Source organism: Kitasatospora sp. NPDC092039, assembly GCF_044756065.1.
Classification (GTDB): domain Bacteria; phylum Actinomycetota; class Actinomycetes; order Streptomycetales; family Streptomycetaceae; genus Kitasatospora.
In genome coordinates, this window is sequence record NZ_JBIVSD010000002.1 from 161,043 (window position 1) to 177,489 (window position 16,447).

General features: G+C 72.4%; 16 protein-coding genes. 14 read left to right on the plus strand and 2 right to left on the minus strand.

From position 1 onward, the window contains the following. The first annotated feature begins 31 nt into the window (after positions 1-31). The 3 genes from ACIQI7_RS04100 to ACIQI7_RS04110 all read left to right on the plus strand — a co-directional run bounded on the left by ACIQI7_RS04100 (position 32) and on the right by ACIQI7_RS04110 (position 3,905). Positions 32-1,195 (plus strand): hypothetical protein, encoded by a 1,164-nt coding sequence (locus tag ACIQI7_RS04100; protein ID WP_401104891.1) that lies wholly within the window; start codon positions 32-34, stop codon positions 1,193-1,195. 88 nt (positions 1,196-1,283) lie between these two features. After that, positions 1,284-3,263 carry a threonine--tRNA ligase gene (thrS, locus tag ACIQI7_RS04105; RefSeq protein WP_401104894.1) on the plus strand — a complete coding sequence of 660 codons (1,980 nt, stop codon included), beginning with the start codon at positions 1,284-1,286 and terminating at the stop codon, positions 3,261-3,263. Positions 3,264-3,344: 81 nt separating this feature from the next. Further along, complete coding sequence (locus tag ACIQI7_RS04110) at positions 3,345-3,905, plus strand: HIT family protein (RefSeq protein WP_401104896.1); 561 nt, start codon at positions 3,345-3,347, stop codon at positions 3,903-3,905. Positions 3,906-3,980: 75 nt separating this feature from the next. Here ACIQI7_RS04110 and ACIQI7_RS04115 read toward each other — a convergent pair whose 3' ends face one another. After that, positions 3,981-5,627 (minus strand): hypothetical protein, encoded by a 1,647-nt coding sequence (locus tag ACIQI7_RS04115; protein ID WP_401104899.1) that lies wholly within the window; start codon positions 5,625-5,627, stop codon positions 3,981-3,983. Between the two features lie 195 nt (positions 5,628-5,822). On the opposite strand from ACIQI7_RS04115, the gene ACIQI7_RS04120 reads away from it, so the two are divergent. Beyond that, positions 5,823-6,248: a thiol-disulfide oxidoreductase DCC family protein gene (locus ACIQI7_RS04120; protein ID WP_401104902.1), complete on the plus strand. Its 426-nt coding sequence runs from the start codon at positions 5,823-5,825 to the stop codon at positions 6,246-6,248. Between the two features lie 13 nt (positions 6,249-6,261). Here the strand turns inward: ACIQI7_RS04120 and ACIQI7_RS04125 are convergent, their stop codons facing one another. Continuing rightward, positions 6,262-8,310 (minus strand): elongation factor G-like protein EF-G2, encoded by a 2,049-nt coding sequence (locus ACIQI7_RS04125; RefSeq protein ID WP_401104905.1) that lies wholly within the window; start codon positions 8,308-8,310, stop codon positions 6,262-6,264. 254 nt (positions 8,311-8,564) lie between these two features. On the opposite strand from ACIQI7_RS04125, the gene pgsA reads away from it, so the two are divergent. From pgsA to ruvA, 10 genes are all read left to right on the plus strand, one after another. After that, the gene (pgsA, locus tag ACIQI7_RS04130) at positions 8,565-9,212 is read left to right on the plus strand and encodes a phosphatidylinositol phosphate synthase (RefSeq protein ID WP_387750816.1); all 648 of its coding nucleotides are present in this window, start codon (positions 8,565-8,567) and stop codon (positions 9,210-9,212) included. A 16-nt stretch (positions 9,213-9,228) separates the two neighbouring features. After that, complete coding sequence (locus ACIQI7_RS04135) at positions 9,229-10,191, plus strand: phosphatidylinositol mannoside acyltransferase (RefSeq protein ID WP_401104907.1); 963 nt, start codon at positions 9,229-9,231, stop codon at positions 10,189-10,191. Between the two features lie 79 nt (positions 10,192-10,270). Further along, a complete protein-coding gene (locus ACIQI7_RS04140) occupies positions 10,271-11,455 on the plus strand; it encodes a glycosyltransferase family 4 protein (RefSeq protein WP_401104910.1) in 1,185 nt (394 codons plus the stop codon). Between the two features lie 77 nt (positions 11,456-11,532). Then, the gene (locus ACIQI7_RS04145) at positions 11,533-11,901 is read left to right on the plus strand and encodes a 5-carboxymethyl-2-hydroxymuconate Delta-isomerase (RefSeq protein ID WP_401104913.1); all 369 of its coding nucleotides are present in this window, start codon (positions 11,533-11,535) and stop codon (positions 11,899-11,901) included. Positions 11,902-11,975: 74 nt separating this feature from the next. Continuing rightward, positions 11,976-12,476, plus strand: a complete 501-nt coding sequence (locus ACIQI7_RS04150) for a hypothetical protein (protein WP_387751912.1) — start codon at positions 11,976-11,978, stop codon at positions 12,474-12,476. Between the two features lie 128 nt (positions 12,477-12,604). Further along, positions 12,605-13,516 (plus strand): pyridoxal 5'-phosphate synthase lyase subunit PdxS, encoded by a 912-nt coding sequence (gene pdxS, locus ACIQI7_RS04155; RefSeq protein ID WP_401104916.1) that lies wholly within the window; start codon positions 12,605-12,607, stop codon positions 13,514-13,516. 94 nt (positions 13,517-13,610) lie between these two features. Then, positions 13,611-14,234 (plus strand): pyridoxal 5'-phosphate synthase glutaminase subunit PdxT, encoded by a 624-nt coding sequence (pdxT, locus tag ACIQI7_RS04160; RefSeq protein ID WP_401104919.1) that lies wholly within the window; start codon positions 13,611-13,613, stop codon positions 14,232-14,234. 98 nt (positions 14,235-14,332) lie between these two features. Next, positions 14,333-15,091: a YebC/PmpR family DNA-binding transcriptional regulator gene (locus ACIQI7_RS04165; protein WP_401104922.1), complete on the plus strand. Its 759-nt coding sequence runs from the start codon at positions 14,333-14,335 to the stop codon at positions 15,089-15,091. A gap of 154 nt (positions 15,092-15,245) precedes the next feature. Next, positions 15,246-15,800 carry a crossover junction endodeoxyribonuclease RuvC gene (ruvC, locus tag ACIQI7_RS04170; protein ID WP_387750834.1) on the plus strand — a complete coding sequence of 185 codons (555 nt, stop codon included), beginning with the start codon at positions 15,246-15,248 and terminating at the stop codon, positions 15,798-15,800. Beyond that, positions 15,797-16,408 (plus strand): Holliday junction branch migration protein RuvA, encoded by a 612-nt coding sequence (gene ruvA / locus ACIQI7_RS04175; protein WP_401104926.1) that lies wholly within the window; start codon positions 15,797-15,799, stop codon positions 16,406-16,408. Before ruvC ends, ruvA begins: the two co-directional genes overlap by 4 nt. Positions 16,409-16,447 lie beyond the last annotated feature (39 nt).

A 16,447-nucleotide genomic window follows, 5' to 3' on the forward strand; every position in this document is an offset into this window, starting at 1 on the left:
GGCCCGGCCCCGGCAGGGAGGAACCGGACCCATGACACCGCCGCACGGACCGGGCGAACCGGCCCCGCCCCTGCCCGACCCGGCCGCCGTCGACCCGGCGGTGCTGGCCACCCTGCTCGCCCGGCACGGCTGGGTCCGCCGCGGCGGCCCGGCCGCCCGGTACGGACGCTGGACCCCGCCCGACGGCGAACCCGGCACCAGCCTGCTCGTCCCGGCCGGGGACGGCTTCGACGACGCCGTCGAACTCCTCGCCGACGCCGTCACCGCGCTCTCCCGCTCCCGCACCCCCTCCGCCCGCTCGATCCTGCTCGCCCTCGCCGTGCCCGGCGACGAACTGCGCTGGCACCGCGACCCGCCCGGCCCCGCCGGGGCCGCCCCCTGGGACGAGGCCGAGCGGCTCCGGCAGGCGGCGCGCGGGATGCTCGCCGCGGGGGCCAAGGCCGCCCGGGTCAGGGCCGGCTACTTCGGCGCCCGGCTGGACGGCCCCGCCGGGGACTTCCTGGACCGCGTCCTGCTGGTCGAACAGGGCGCCGCCCTCACCGCGTACACCCCCGCCCCCGAGGGCCGCGCCGCCGTCACCACCCTGGTCCGCGCACTGGAGGCGCTGCGCGACGCCGTCGACTACCGCCGGGTCAGCGGCGGGCCCGAGGCCTTCGGGAGCGCCGTCCAGGCCGGAGTCAGCCGGGAGCTCGTCCGGTCCGTCGAGGACCTGGTGCGCGACGCGACGGCCGCCCGGTTCGGCGTCGCCTGGTCGCCCGCCGCCGGGACACCGGGCGGCTTCGGGGACCGCCGGATCGACCTCGACTTCTCGCCCGGCGACCTGCCCGCCCTGGCGGAGGCCGCCGACCTGCTGGAACGCATCGAACCCGCCGTCGCCGTCACCGTGGTCGGCGTGGTCACCCGGCTCAAGCGGGCCGACCCGGCCGGGCCGGGCTCGGTACGGCTGCGGGTGCTGGCCGGCGCCGACGTCCGCGAGGTCAGGGTCCGCCTGCCCGACCCCGACTACCGGCTGGCCGTCGAGGCGCACCTCGCGGGCCTGCCGGTCCGCGTCTCCGGCCGGCTGGACCGGCACGGCGGCTTCCGCCGGCTGTCCCGCCCGCACGGACTGGAGCTCTGCGGCTGGGAGGAAGGGGACCGCGAGCGGCTGCTGAAGTCGCTCCGGGAGAGGACGGAGGAAGCGGGGGAAGGGGCGTAGGTGGACGGCGGGGGCGGCGCTCTCGGTACCATCGTCACGCGCAGCGCAGTGTTGCGTCCTCTGAAATCCAGCACGTCAGGAGAGACCGGTGACGGACGTCCGGGTAATCATCAGCCGCGAACCCGATCGGGAAGAGCGCGTGGTGACCACGGGCACTACGGCCGCCGAGCTCTTCGCCGACGACCGCTCGATCATCGCCGCCCGCGTCGGCGGCCAGCTCAAGGACCTCGCCTACGCCGTCCAGGACGGCGACGAGGTCGAGCCGGTCGAGATCGGCAGCAAGGACGGCCTGGACATCCTGCGCCACTCCACCGCGCACGTCATGGCCCAGGCCGTGCAGCAGCTCTTCCCCGAGGCCAAGCTCGGCATCGGCCCGCCGGTCAAGGACGGCTTCTACTACGACTTCGACGTCGAGAAGCCGTTCCACCCCGATGACCTCAAGGCCATCGAGAAGAAGATGCAGGAGATCATCAAGCGCGGGCAGAAGTTCTCCCGCCGCGTGGTCACCGACGAGTCGGCCCGCGAGGAGCTGGCCGCCGAGCCGTACAAGCTGGAGCTGATCGGCCTCAAGGGCTCCGCCGCCACCGCCGGCGAGGGTGCCGACGTCGAGGTCGGCGCCGGCGAACTCACCATCTACGACAACCTGGACGCCAAGAGCGGCGAGCAGTGCTGGGGCGACCTCTGCCGCGGCCCGCACCTGCCCAGCACCCGGCACATCCCGGCGTTCAAGCTGATGCGCAACGCGGCCGCCTACTGGCGCGGCAGCGAGAAGAACCCGATGCTGCAGCGCATCTACGGCACCGCCTGGCCGACCAAGGACGAGCTCAAGGCCCACCTGGACTTCCTCGTCGAGGCCGAGAAGCGCGACCACCGCAAGCTCGGCAACGAGCTCGACCTCTTCTCCATCCCCGAGGAGATCGGCTCCGGCCTCGCCGTCTTCCACCCCAAGGGCGGCATCATCCGCCGGGCCATGGAGGACTACTCGCGCAAGCGGCACGAGGAGGAGGGCTACGAGTTCGTCTACACGCCGCACGCCACCAAGGGCAAGCTCTTCGAGAAGAGCGGCCACCTCGACTGGTACGCGGACGGTATGTACCCGCCCATGCAGCTCGACGAGGGCGTGGACTACTACCTCAAGCCGATGAACTGCCCGATGCACAACCTGATCTTCGACGCGCGCGGCCGCTCGTACCGTGAACTGCCGCTGCGCCTCTTCGAGTTCGGGACGGTGTACCGCTACGAGAAGTCCGGCGTCGTGCACGGCCTGACCCGCGCCCGCGGCTTCACGCAGGACGACGCCCACATCTACTGCACCCGCGAGCAGATGGCGGACGAGCTCGACTCCACGCTGACCTTCGTGCTCAACCTCCTTCGCGACTACGGTCTGACCGACTTCTACCTGGAGCTGTCGACCAAGGACCCGGAGAAGTTCGTGGGGACGGACGAAGCCTGGGAGGAGGCCACCGCCGTCCTGGCGAGCGTGGCCGAGAAGCAGGGCCTGCCGCTGGTTCCGGACCCGGGCGGCGCGGCCTTCTACGGCCCGAAGATCTCGGTGCAGGCGAAGGACGCCATCGGCCGTACCTGGCAGATGTCGACGATCCAGCTGGACTTCAACCTGCCGGAGCGCTTCGACCTCGAGTACACCGCGGCGGACGGCTCGCGTCAGCGGCCGGTCATGATCCACCGCGCGCTGTTCGGCTCGATCGAGCGGTTCTTCGCGGTGCTGCTGGAGCACTACGCCGGCGCCATGCCGCCGTGGCTGGCCCCGGTCACCGTCACCGGCATCCCGATCACCGACGAGCACGTGCCGTACCTGCTGGAGGTCGCGGCCGAGCTCAAGAAGCACGGGATCCGGGTCGAGGTGGACACCTCGGACGACCGCATGCAGAAGAAGATCAGGAACGCCCAGAAGACCAAGGTCCCGTTCATGCTGATCGCCGGCAACGACGACGTCGAGGCGGGCGCGGTGTCCTTCCGCTACCGCAACGGCGAGCAGAAGAACGGCGTGCCGGTCGCGGACGCCGTCGCGGAGATCGTGGACGCGGTGAGGAACCGGATCCAGGTGTGATCCGGTAGCAGGACGGTCGTGCGCGGGGCAGGCTCTCGAAGAGTCTGCCCCGCGCGGCTTTGCAAGCACCGTCGGGCGAATATGCTGATCAGCATGACGACTGAGCCGGAACTTCAGCGGGGCGTCGGCGAGCCGGACGGCTTCCGCCGCCTGTGGACGCCTCATCGGATGGCGTACATCCAGGGTGAGAACAAGCCCACCGGCCCGGCTCCGGACGACGGTTGTCCGTTCTGCTCGATCCCGTCCCTGAGCGACGAGGACGGGCTGGTCATCGCCCGGGGGAGCGCCGTGTTCGCGGTGCTGAACCTGTACCCGTACAACGGCGGGCACCTGATGGTGGTCCCGTACCGGCACGTGGCCGACTACACCGACCTGGACGAGGCGGAGACGGCCGAGCTGGCGGTCTTCACCAAGAAGGCGATGACGGCGCTGCGGGCGGCCTCCGGGGCCCACGGGTTCAACATCGGGATGAACCAGGGCGCGGCGGCCGGGGCGGGGATCGCGGCGCACCTGCACCAGCACGTGGTGCCGCGCTGGGGCGGGGACACCAACTTCATGCCGGTGGTCGGCCACACCAAGGTGCTGCCGCAGCTGCTGGCGGACACCCGGAAGATGCTGGCCGAGGTCTGGCCGCAGGGCTGATCCGTCCACCGGACACGTGGGAGGGCCCCACCGAGGATCTCGGTGGGGCCCTCCCGTGTTCTCCGGACCGGTGGATCAGCCGGCGTTGAAGGTGTCGACGTCGTACGGCCGGGGGCTCTGCGCCTCGGACTTGATGACCGAGGTGCGGTTCTTGAAGAAGCGGTCCGCGTCCAGGTCGTGCTCCTCCAGGAACTCCAGCGTGGCCGCATGGACGGCGGCGAGCACCGGGACGGAGGCGTTCTGCGCGTTGTCGACCATGGAGCGGTTCTCCCAGGCCCGGCCGGCCCAGATGTGCCGCAGGCCGAACGGCTCCGGCAGTCCGAGCCCGCCGCCGAGCCAGCCCAGCAGGCCGGGCATCCGGTGGAACGGGGCGCGGACGGCCTGGCGGACGACCTCGTCGTTGTCGATCAGGGGGAGCTTGACGGTGCGCTCCTCCCAGAACTTCACGGTCTTCGCGACCGACTTCTCCTTGTCCTTGGGCTTGTCGAAGAAGACGCCCTTGACCGGGCCCAGCGCGTAGCCGGACACGGTGATGTTCAGGACGTTGGCGAGCAGGGTGACGGTGACGGTGAAGGTGAGGACCAGCTTGCCGTCGTGGGTGATGAACTGGGTGGCGAGGTAGTGCCGGGGGCCGCCGGAGAAGGTCTGCTTGTCGGCGACGCTCTGCACGGCGAAGTCGCGCATCCGGTCGCCGTCCATGTCGGCGTTGGCGGGGCGGCTGATCTCGTCGGCGCCCTCGCCGATGTCGAAGACCACCCACTGCTTGATGGCGACGTTGGGCATGCCGCTGTTGGCGACGTGGCTGACGCCGAGGCCCTTGAGGTGGGAGGAGATCCGGCGGACCAGGTCCCAGGGGTGGAAGGCGCGGAAGTCGACGTGGCCCTCGGCGGGGTGGAGGGTGTCGGCGAGGCGCCACTCGCCCCAGCGGCGGCCGGCGCCCAGGATGCCCTTGGGACCGGCGTAGTGGTGGATGTTAGTCTCCTGCTCGGCGTCCAGGCGGCCGAGCTTGTCGCGCAGGTCGGCGGCCTTCTTGTCGAGGTCGTCGCGGGGGACGGCCTTGGCGACGGAGGCGGCCACCACGCTGCCCTCGACCAGCGCCTGCCAGCGCGAGCGCAGGTCCTTGGCGGAGCGCTCGACGATCCGGCGGGCGAGGTACCAGCCGACGATCGGCGCGAGCATGGTGACGCGCAGGTAGACGCCGATGAAGCCGGTGGCCGGCGGGCGCAGCGCGAGCAGGACGGCGAGGGCGGCCGTCGCGGCGAGCACGATGCCGCCGTAGACGGCCGCGTTCTTCGGGTTGTCCCGCTTGAGCCAGGCGCGGAGCTGGAAGGCGCCGAGCCAGACCAGGGTGCCGGGGAGGAAGAGCACGCCGGTGGCGATGGAGACGGTGCTGAGCTGCCGGTCGCGGGTGTTGCGCAGTTCCTCGGCGGCCAGGCAGTGTTCGACGACCTGGCGGGTGTCGACTCCGAAGGCCGGGACGAGGGGTTTGCGGTCGCCGCCGAGGGCCCGGGAGATCAGCGCCTTGCTGAAGGCCTCGCCGAGGTTGGGGCGGAAGAGCGCGAAGCGGCCCTTCTTCTCCGTGGCGTCGGCGACGGCGTCGACGAAGCCCTTGATCTCGCCGTCGCGGTAGGCGGTCGAGGAGAGTCCCTGGGTGATGGCGGTCTGCGGGCCGGCGTCGGTCCGGGGTATCTGCGCACCCGGGGTCATGTCGAGTGTGGTCACGGTGGCGTCCCCTCCTCCCCTTGTCAGCGGCAGGTTACCGTGCCGTGGCACCCCCGCGCGGATGATCGTCTGAAGTACCGTCACCGGAGGCCTGAGGGGCATGATGCCCAGCTACCGGCGGGTCGATGCCCGTTGAGGTGGCGGTGGTGGCGGTGGGGCAGGATGGACGGTGGGAACGTGGAAAGGGGCGCGGCCGTGAGGGATCCGGTGCTGGTCTTCGACGGGGACTGTTCGTTCTGTTCGTCGTGCGTCCGCTGGGCGGAGCGGTACCTGCGGCAGACGCTGGCCTCGGGGGGCTGGGAGGCGGTGCCGTTCCAGTTCGCGGATCTGGCGGGGCTGGACGCGCTGGCCGGCGGCCGGGGGGAGGTGTCGGCCGGGCGGGCGGAGCGGGAGGTGCTCTGGGTGACGCCGACCGGCCGGGTGTACGGGGGCGCGCAGGCGGTTGCGCGGCTGCTGATGCGCTCCGGCGGGGTGTGGGCGTACCTGGGCGCCGTGTTGACGGCGGCGCCGGTTCGGCCGTTGGCGGGGCTGGTCTACCGCTGGGTGTCGCGCAACCGGCACCGGATGCCGGGGGGCACGGCGGCGTGCGCGCTGCCGAACCGGAATCCCGCCCGGCCGTAGGGCAGCCGGTGGTTCAGTCGGTGTAGCGCTCGGCCAGGGCGGCGGGCATGGGTTCGTGGCGCAGGTAGGCGCGGGAGAACTCGGCGGTGCCGTGGGTGAGCGAGCGCAGGTCGATCGGGTAGCGGACCAGTTCGAGTTCGGGGACCTCGGCGCGCAGCAGGGTGAGGCCGGTGCCGCCGGTCTCGCTGCCGAGGACGCGGCCGCGGCGGGCGGAGAGGTCGCCGAGGACGGCGCCGAGGTAGTCGTCGGGGAGCAGGACGCTGACGGCGGCGACGGGTTCGAGCAGACGGATGACGGCGTGCTCGGCGGCGTCGCGCAGGGCGAGGGCGGCGGCGTTCTGGAAGGACGCGTCGGAGGAGTCGACGGAGTGGGCCTTGCCGTCGGTGAGGGTGACCCGGACGTCGACGAGCGGGTAGCCGGTGGTGACGCCCTTGGCGAGCTGGGCGCGGACGCCCTTCTCGACGGAGGGGATGAAGTGCTTGGGGACGGCCCCGCCGACGACGTGCTCCTGGAACTCGAAGCCGGAGCCGGCCGGGAGCGGTTCGACCTCGAGCTCGCAGATGGCGTACTGGCCGTGGCCGCCGGACTGCTTGACCAGGCGGCCGTGGCCGACGGCGGCGGTGCCGAAGGTCTCGCGCAGGGCGACCTTGGGTTCGACGGTGTCGACGTGGACGACGTGGCGGGTGCGGAGACGGTCGAGGACGACCTCGGCGTGCGCCTCGCCGGTGCACCAGAGGACGAGCTGGTGGGTGTCGGGGTTCTGTTCCAGGCGGAGCGCCGGGTCCTCGGCGACGAGGCGGGAGAGGGCCTGGGAGAGCTTGTCGTCGTCGGCCTTGCTGTGGGCTTCGACGGCGATCGGGAGCAGTGGCTCGGGGAGGGCCCAGCCGTCGAGGTCGACGGGGTGGCCGGGGTCGTGGACGGTGTCGCCGGCGCGGGCGGTGGTGAGTTTGGCGGCGCAGACGAGGTCGCCGGCGACGGCGTGCGGGACGGGTCGCTGGAGCTTGCCGAAGGGGCTGGTGAGGCCGGTGACGCGTTCGTCGCCGTTCTGGTCGGCGGCGTGGGCGGGGCCGGTGAGGTGGATCCGGGTGTCGGGGCGCAGGGTGCCGGCGTACAGGCGCAGCAGGCTGATCCGGCCGACGTAGGCGTCGCCGGTGACGCGGACGACCTGGGCGGCGAGCGGGGCGTCGGGGTCGCAGGCGGGGGCGGGGCGGGTGCGTTCGGTGGGGTCGGGGAAGCTGTGCGCGATGAGGTCGAGGAGTTCGGCGGCGCCGAGGCCGTTCTCGCTGGTGGGGACGGCGGGGTGGAGGGCGCAGGAGAGGACTTCGCGGCGCAGGCCGGCTTCGAGGGAGTCGGTGTCGAGGGGGTCGCCGGAGAGGTAGCGCTCCATGAGGGTGTCGTCCTGGCCGGAGATGGCTTCGACGAGGCTGTCGTGGGCGGGGGTGGTGTCGGGGAGGGGCTCGGCGTCGCCGTAGGTGTCGCCGGTGAGGAGGTCGACGCTGCCGTCGGGGTGTCCGTCGTGGAGGACGGGCAGGAAGAGCGGGCGGAGGGTGTCCGGGCCCAGGTCGAAGGCGTCGTGGCAGGCGGTGAGGATGTCGTCGAAGCCGGTGCGGGCGAGGTCGAGTTTGGCGACGGCGATGGCGCGGGGGATGCCTTCGGCGGCGCATTCGCGCCACAGGGCGCGGGTGGGGGCGGTGACCGGGTCGGTGGCGGAGACGACGAAGACGGCGGCGTCGGCGGCGTGGAGGGCGGCGCGCAGGTCGGCGGTGAAGTCGGGGTGGCCGGGCGGGTCGATCAGGTTGATCTTGACGCCCTTCCATTCGAGCGGGAGGAGCGCGAGCTGGACGGAGCGCTGCTGCTGGTGCTCGATGTCCTCGTGGTCGGAGACGGTGGTGCCGTCGGTGACGCGGCCGGCCCGGCCGGTGGCGCCGGCGGCCAGGGCGAGGGATTCGGCGAGGGTGGTCTTGCCCACACCGCTGGAGCCGATGAGGACGACGTTGCGCAGGTCCTGCGGGCCGGTGACGGCGGGTGCCTGGCCGGCTCGTGCCGTGCTGCGGTCGGGCATCGGGGTCTCCTCCCGTGGCGCCGAGGCTGTCCATCGCAGTCTAGGGTCGGGTTCGGTGGGGCGCGTCTCGTAACGGCCGGTCGGTGACCGTGGGTGTGCGTGCGGTGGCGGGGGCGGCGTCCGGCGGTGCGTGCGCCGGAGCGTGTCCTGGGCGTGGCTACGATGGGTGCGCCGGACGGGCTGATCCGCCCGGCCGTCTGCCGCGCGTGCTGCGCCAGGCGGGTATCTGGGAGATCGGAGCGGCTGGGAAGGCCATGCTCAACAAATACGCGCGTGCCTTCTTCACACGTGTCCTGACCCCGTTCGCCGCGTTCCTGATCCGTCTGGGTGTGAGCCCGGACGCCGTGACGCTGATCGGTACCGCCGGTTCGGTGGCCGGTGCGCTGGTGTTCTTCCCGCGTGGGGAGTTCTTCTGGGGCACCATCACGATCACGCTGTTCATCTTCTCGGACCTGGTGGACGGGAACATGGCCCGCCAGCTGGGTCGGAGCACGAAGTGGGGGGCGTTCCTCGACTCCACCCTGGACCGGGTCGCGGACGCGGCGATCTTCGGCGGTCTGGCGATGTGGTACGCGGGCAAGGGTGACGACGACCTGCTCTGCGCGGTGGCGATCTTCTGCCTGGCGAGCGGTCTGGTGGTGTCGTACACCAAGGCCCGGGCGGAGAGCCAGGGCCTGCCGTGCGACGTGTCGGGGCTGGTGGAGCGGGCCGAGCGGCTGGTGGCCAGCCTGGTGGCGGCCGGGGTCGCGGGTCTGCACAAGTTCGGTGTGCCGTACGTGGAGTGGCTGCTGCCGGTGGCGTTGTGGCTGGTGGCGGCGGGCAGCCTGGTGACGGTGTTCCAGCGGATGCTGACCGTGCGCCGGGAGGCGTTCGAGGCCGACCGAGCGGCGGCCGGGAGCTGATGGGGGGCGTCCTGCGGTGACGGACCGACTGGTGTACTGGGCGTACGCGCTGGGGTGGGGGCTGCTGAAGCACCTGCCGGAGCGGGTGGCCCGGGGGCTGTTCGACCGGCTGGCGGACTACGCGTGGCGCAGGCGCGGCAAGCGGGTGCTCCAGCTGGAGGCGAACCTGCGCCGGGTCCGTCCGGGGCTGGACGAGGCCGCGCTGCGGAAGCTGTCCCGGGCCGGGATGCGCTCGTACCTGCGGTACTGGATGGAGTCGTTCCGGCTGCCGGTGTGGAGCCGGGAGCGGGTGGCCCGGGACGTCCAGGTGGAGGGTTTCGAGAACCTGCGGGCGGCGCTGGAGGCCGGGCGGGGCGCGGTGATAACGCTGCCGCACATGGGCAACTGGGACCTCGCGGGGACCTGGGTGGCGCAGCAGGGCTACCCGTTCACCACGGTCGCGGAGCGGTTGAAGCCGGAGCGGCTGTTCGACCGGTTCGTGGCGTTCCGGGAGGCCCAGGGCATGGAGGTGCTGGCGCTGACCGGTGGTTCGGTGAACGTGGTCGGCACGCTGGCGCGGCGGCTGCGCGAGGGCCGGCTGGTCTGTCTGGTGGGGGACCGGGACCTGTCGGAGGCGGGCATCGGGGTGACGTTCTTCGGCGAGGGGACCCGGATGCCGGCCGGTCCGGCGGCGCTGTGCCAGCGGACCGGGGCGGCGCTGCTGCCGGTGACGCTCTGGTACGACGGCCCGGTGCTGCGGGCTCGGATCCACCCCGAGGTGCCGGTGCCCGAGGAGGGCGACCGCAAGGAGCGCACCCGGGCGATGACCCAGGCGATGGCGGACGTGTGGGAGCAGGGCATCCGGGAGCACCCGCAGGACTGGCACATGCTGCAGAGGTTCTGGCTGGCCGACCTGCCGGTCCGTGAGACGGTGAGCGCGGCGTCCGCGGAGCGCGTGGAGGCGGCTCCGGAGCCCGCGGCCGAGGCCTCCGGGTCCTGATCCGTCGGCCGGGGCCGCCGGGTCCCGAGCCGTTCCGCCGTCCCGCCCGCACGACCGTCCGAAGGAGCTTGAGGAACCCGTGAAGATCGGCATCGTCTGCCCGTACGACTGGGACGTCCCCGGTGGGGTGCAGTTCCACATCCGGGACCTGGCCGAGCACCTGATCGGCGTGGGGCACGAGGTGTCGGTGCTGGCGCCGGCCGAGGACGACGAGGCGCTGCCGCCGTACGTGGTCCCGGCCGGGCGGTCGGTGGCGGTGCCGTACAACGGGTCGGTGGCGCGGCTGAGCTTCGGGTTCCTGTCCGCGGCGCGGGTGCGGCGCTGGCTGCACGACGGGCGCTTCGACATCCTGCACGTGCACGAGCCGGCCGCGCCGAGCCTGTCGATGCTGGCCGCGTGGTCGGCGACCGGGCCGATGGTGGGGACCTTCCACACCTCCAACCCGCGGTCGCGGGTGATGATCGCGGCCTCGCCGATCCTGCAGCCGGGGCTGGAGAAGATGCGGGCGCGGATCGCGGTGTCGGAGTACGCCCGGCGCACCCTGGTGGAGCACCTGGGCGGGGACGCGGTGGTGATCCCGAACGGCGTGGACGTGGGCTTCTTCGCCGAGGCGGAGCCGGACGAGCGCTGGACGGGCCACGCGGCGAAGGGGGAGCCGGGCACGATCGGCTTCATCGGGCGGATCAACGAGCCGCGCAAGGGCCTGCCGACGCTGCTGGCGGCGCTGCCGCGGATCCTGGCGGAGCGGCCGGGGGTGCGGCTGCTGGTGGCGGGCAAGGGCGACGAGGAGGAGGCCGTCGCGGGCCTGGCGCCCGAGGTGCGCCGGCAGGTGGAGTTCCTCGGCATGGTGAGCGACCGGGACAAGGCCCGGCTGCTGCGCAGCGTGGACCTGTACGTGGCGCCGAACACCGGTGGCGAGAGCTTCGGGATCATCCTGGTCGAGGCGATGTCCGCGGGGGCGCCGGTGCTGGCGAGCGATCTGGACGCGTTCAAGCAGGTGCTGGACGGCGGGGACGCGGGCGAGCTGTTCCCGGTGGAGGACGCGGACGCGCTGGCCCGTGCGGCGCTGCGGCTGCTGGGTGATCCGGCGCGGCTGGAGGAGCTGCGGGAGGCGGCCTCGCGGCACGTGCGGCGGTTCGACTGGTCGACGGTCGGCGCGGACATCCTGGCGGTGTACGAGACGGTGACGGCGGGCGAGGCGGCGGTGGTCGAGGAGGACGAGCGCAGCGGGCGGCGCGGCCGGTTCGGGCTGGCCAGGGACTGAACCCCGGGGTCGGGGCCGGGTGGGGGCGGCGTTAGGGTCGGAGGTCCGTACCACTGCGATCCACGGGGGCACACACGATGCCGCAGATCTCCGTCGACTACTCGGCCGACCTGGCCGGCACCTTCGACCGCCGGGGCCTCGGCCTGGCGATCAACCGGCTGGCGGAGGAGACGATCGACGCGCGGCCGGGCTCCTGCAAGACGGTGTTCCGGCGGAGCGAGGTGCTGGTGGTCGGCACCGACGGGGCCGCCACCGACACCCAGGTGTTCGTGGAGTTCCAGGTCTTCCCGGGCCGTGCCCCGGAGGCGAAGGCGGCGCTGGGCGAGGGCGTGCTGGCGCTGCTGGCCGAGTACGTCCGGCCGAAGCCGGGCACCCGGCTGTTCACCGCGGTGAACATCACGGACATCGACCGGGAGGGCTACCGGAACGCGACCGCTCAGGGCTGACCCGGTGACACGCGGTAACGTAGCGGCCCGTGACTACCTGGATCTGGGCCGGCGTGGCCGTGGTGCTGTTCGGCATGTACCTGAGTTGGACGGCCGGTCGGCTGGACCGGTTGCACGCCCGGATCGACGCCGCGCGGGCGGCGCTGGACGCGCAGCTGGTCCGTCGGGCCTCGGTGGCGATGGAGCTGGCGACGTCCTCGCTGCTGGATCCGGCGGCCTCGCTGCTGCTGCTGGACGCGGCGCACGCGGCCCGGCAGGCCGAGGACGAGCAGCGCGAGGTCGCGGAGAGCCAGCTGAGCCTGGCGCTGCGGGCGGTGTTCGAGGAGCCGGAGCAGATGGCGGCGCTGATGGCCGAGCCGGGTGGCGAGGACGCGGTTCGTGATCTGACGGCCGCTGTGCGGCGGGTGCCGATGGCCCGCCGGTTCCACAACGACGCGGTGCGGGCGGCGCGGGCGGTGCGCGAGCACCGGCTGGTGCGGTACTTCCGGTTGGCGGGGAAGGCGCCGTTCCCGTTGGCGTTCGAGATGGACGACGCCCCGCCGCCCGCCCTCACGCCCGAGGGGGCGCCTGCTTAAGGTGTCCCCGGATACGGCCCGTTTGTCGTATCCCGTCGTCCGGGCTGGACTTGGTGGCGCAAGAGTGGGTCACCCGTTCTGCCTACCATAGGGCGATAGCACTGATTCATCTTCGAGTGAGGTCTCACGTGTCCACCACCCCCACCACCGCAGACCAGCCGCAGATCGGCACCGCCCGGGTCAAGCGCGGCATGGCCGAGCAGCTCAAGGGCGGTGTGATCATGGACGTGGTCAACGCCGAGCAGGCCAAGATCGCCGAGGACGCCGGCGCGGTCGCCGTCATGGCCCTGGAGCGGGTCCCCGCGGACATCCGCAAGGACGGCGGCGTGGCCCGCATGTCCGATCCGAACATGATCGAGGAGATCATCGAGGCGGTCTCCATCCCGGTGATGGCCAAGTCCCGCATCGGTCACTTCGTCGAGGCCCAGGTGCTCCAGTCGCTGGGTGTCGACTACATCGACGAGTCCGAGGTGCTGACCCCGGCCGACGAGGTCAACCACTCGGACAAGTTCGCCTTCACCACCCCGTTCGTCTGCGGCGCCACCAACCTGGGCGAGGCCCTGCGCCGCATCGCCGAGGGCGCGGCCATGATCCGCTCGAAGGGCGAGGCCGGCACCGGCAACGTCGTCGAGGCCGTCCGCCACCTGCGCCAGATCAAGAACGAGATCGGCCAGCTGCGCGCCCTGGACAACAACGAGCTGTACGCCGCCGCCAAGGAGCTGCGCGCCCCGTACGAGCTGGTCAAGGAGGTCGCCGAGCTCGGCAAGCTGCCGGTCGTGCTGTTCTCCGCCGGTGGCGTGGCCACCCCGGCCGACGCCGCGCTGATGCGCCAGCTGGGCGCCGAGGGCGTCTTCGTCGGCTCCGGCATCTTCAAGTCGGGCGACCCGGCCAAGCGCGCCGCCGCCATCGTGAAGGCCACCACCTTCTTCGACGACCCGAAGATCATCGCGGACGCCTCCCGGAACCTGGGCGAGGCCATGGTCGGCATCAACTGCGACACCCTGCCGGAGACCGAGCGCTACGCCAACCGCGGCTGGTAACCACCACCCCCTCCGGCCGGCCCGCCGCAGCGCCTCGGCGCGCGGCGGGCCGCGCCACGCAGTCCGTCGTAACGATCGATAGAGGTTGAAGACCGTGAGCACTCCTGTCATCGGCGTCCTCGCCCTCCAGGGCGACGTCCGCGAGCACCTGGTGGCGCTGGCCGAGGCCGACGCGCTCGCCCGTCCGGTGCGCCGCGCCGAGGAGCTGGCCGAGGTCGACGCGCTGGTCATCCCCGGCGGGGAGTCCACCACCATGTCCAAGCTGGCGCTGCTGTTCGGCGTGATGGACCCGCTGCGCGAGCGGGTCGCCGCCGGGATGCCGGTCTACGGCACCTGCGCGGGCATGATCATGCTGGCGGACAAGATCCTGGACGGCCGCGACGACCAGCAGACCGTCGGCGGCATCGACATGACGGTGCGCCGCAACGCCTTCGGCCGCCAGAACGAGTCCTTCGAGTCCGGGATCGACTTCGCGGGCCTGGACGACGCGCCGGTGCACGGCGTCTTCATCCGGGCCCCCTGGGTCGAGTCGGTCGGCGCCGGCGTCAGGGTGCTGGCCGAGCTGCCCGCCGCGGACGGCCCGGAGAGCCGGATCGTGGCGGTGCGCCAGGGCAACCTGCTGGCCACCTCGTTCCACCCCGAGCTGACTGGCGACCACCGGGTGCACGCGTACTTCGTGCGGATGGTCGAGGAGCACCTCGCGGCGGCCGCGCGCTGACCGGGCCGGCCGCGCGCTGACCGTGTGCGCCTCACCGGTGACAACACCGGTAAGATCTCATCTGTTCATTTCCCTTTGGCGACGTAAAGGAGCTGGCGATGTCCGGCCACTCTAAGTGGGCTACCACCAAGCACAAGAAGGCCGTGATCGACGCCAAGCGCGGCAAGCTCTTCGCCAAGATGATCAAGAACATCGAGGTGGCGGCGAAGACCGGCGGGCCCGACCCGGCGGGCAACCCGACCCTCTACGACGCCATCCAGAAGGCGAAGAAGAGCTCGGTCCCGATCGACAACATCAACCGCGCCGTCAAGCGCGGTGGCGGTCTGGAGGCCGGCGGTGCCGACTACCAGACCATCATGTACGAGGGCTACGGCCCGAACGGCGTCGCGGTCCTGATCGAGTGCCTCACCGACAACCGCAACCGCGCCGCCTCCGACGTGCGCGTCGCGATGACCCGCAACGGCGGCTCGATGGCCGACCCGGGCTCGGTGTCGTACCTGTTCACCCGCAAGGGCGTCGTCATCGTCCCGAAGTCCGACGGCGTGGACGAGGACAAGCTGTTCGAGGTCGTCCTGGACCAGGAGCCGGAGGAGATCAACGACCTCGGCGACTCGTTCGAGATCGTCTCCGAGGCCTCGAAGATGGTCGCCGTGCGCACCGCGCTGGTCGACGCCGGCGTCGACTACGACTCGGCCGAGGCCAACTTCCTCCCCAGCATGCAGGTCGAGCTGGACGTCGACGGCGCCCGCAAGATCCTTAAGCTGATCGACGCACTGGAGGACAGCGACGACGTGCAGAACGTCTTCGCCAACTTCGACATCCCCGACGAGGTCGGCGCGCAGCTCGACGCCGAGTGACACGGCGGCGTCCGATCGACGGCGGGTGACCGTTCCCACTGCCCGGCCCGGTGGTCCCTGGACCACCGGGCCGGTGTCGTCGGTCGGGTTGTCGGACCCGGACGGTAGCCTTCGCAGGTCGCCTGCGGGCGGCGGTCGACGAGAGGCGGGGCGAGTGGTTCGGGTACTGGGCGTGGACCCGGGGCTGACGAGGTGCGGGGTCGGCGTGGTCGAGGGCGCGCCGGGCCGGCCGCTGCGGATGGCCGGGGTCGGCGTGGTTCGCACGCCCGCCGAGGCCGAGATCGGGCAGCGGCTGCTCCAGGTCGAGCAGGGCATCGAGGCCTGGCTGGACGAGCACCGGCCCGACCTGGTCGCCGTCGAGCGGGTCTTCGCCCAGCACAACGTCCGCACCGTGATGGGCACCGCCCAGGCCAGTGCCGTCGCGATGCTCTGCGCCACCCGGCGCGGCATCCCCGTCACCCTGCACACCCCCAGCGAGGTCAAGGCCGCCGTCACCGGCTCCGGCCGGGCCGACAAGGCGCAGGTCACCGCCATGGTGCAGCGCCTGCTGCGGCTGGACGCGCCGCCCAAGCCCGCCGACGCCGCCGACGCGCTGGCGCTCGCCATCTGCCACATCTGGCGCGGCGGGGCGACCAACCGGCTGGAGGCGGCCGTCCGGGCCGCCCGCGCCACTCCCCGTACCACCTCCGTGAAGGGCACCGTCCGATGATCGCGTTCGTGCAAGGGCCCGTCGCGGCCATCTCCTCCGGGATCGCGGTGGTCGAGGTCGGCGGGGTCGGCATGGCCGTGCAGTGCACCCCGAACACCCTGGCCGGGCTGCGGCTGGGCGAGCCGGCCCGGCTGGCCACCTCGCTGGTGGTCCGGGAGGACTCGCTCACCCTGTTCGGCTTCGCGGACGACGACGAGCGCGCCGTGTTCGAGATCCTCCAGGCCGCGCCCGGCGTCGGCCCCAAGCTGGCGCAGGCGATCCTCGGCGTGCACAGCCCCGACGCGCTGCGCGCCGCCGTCGCGGGCGGCGACGAGAAGGCGCTGGTCGCCGTGCCGGGCATCGGCAAGGCCAAGGCGGCCAAGCTGCTGCTGGAGTACAAGGACAAGCTCGGCGCCCCGCACGGCGCCGTCCCCGCCCAGAAGCCGGTCGCGGCCGGCCCGGCGCCGTGGAGCGAGCAGCTGCACTCCGCGCTGACCGGCCTCGGCTACGCCCCGCGCGAGGCGGACGAGGCGGTCGCGGCCGTCACCCCGGAGGCCGAGGCGCAGCCGACGCCGGACGTCGGCGCCCTGCTCCGGCTCGCCCTGCGCGGCCTCAACCGCGCCCGCTGACCACCTGACGATCTGTCCCCTTGTCGACACCGGAGACTC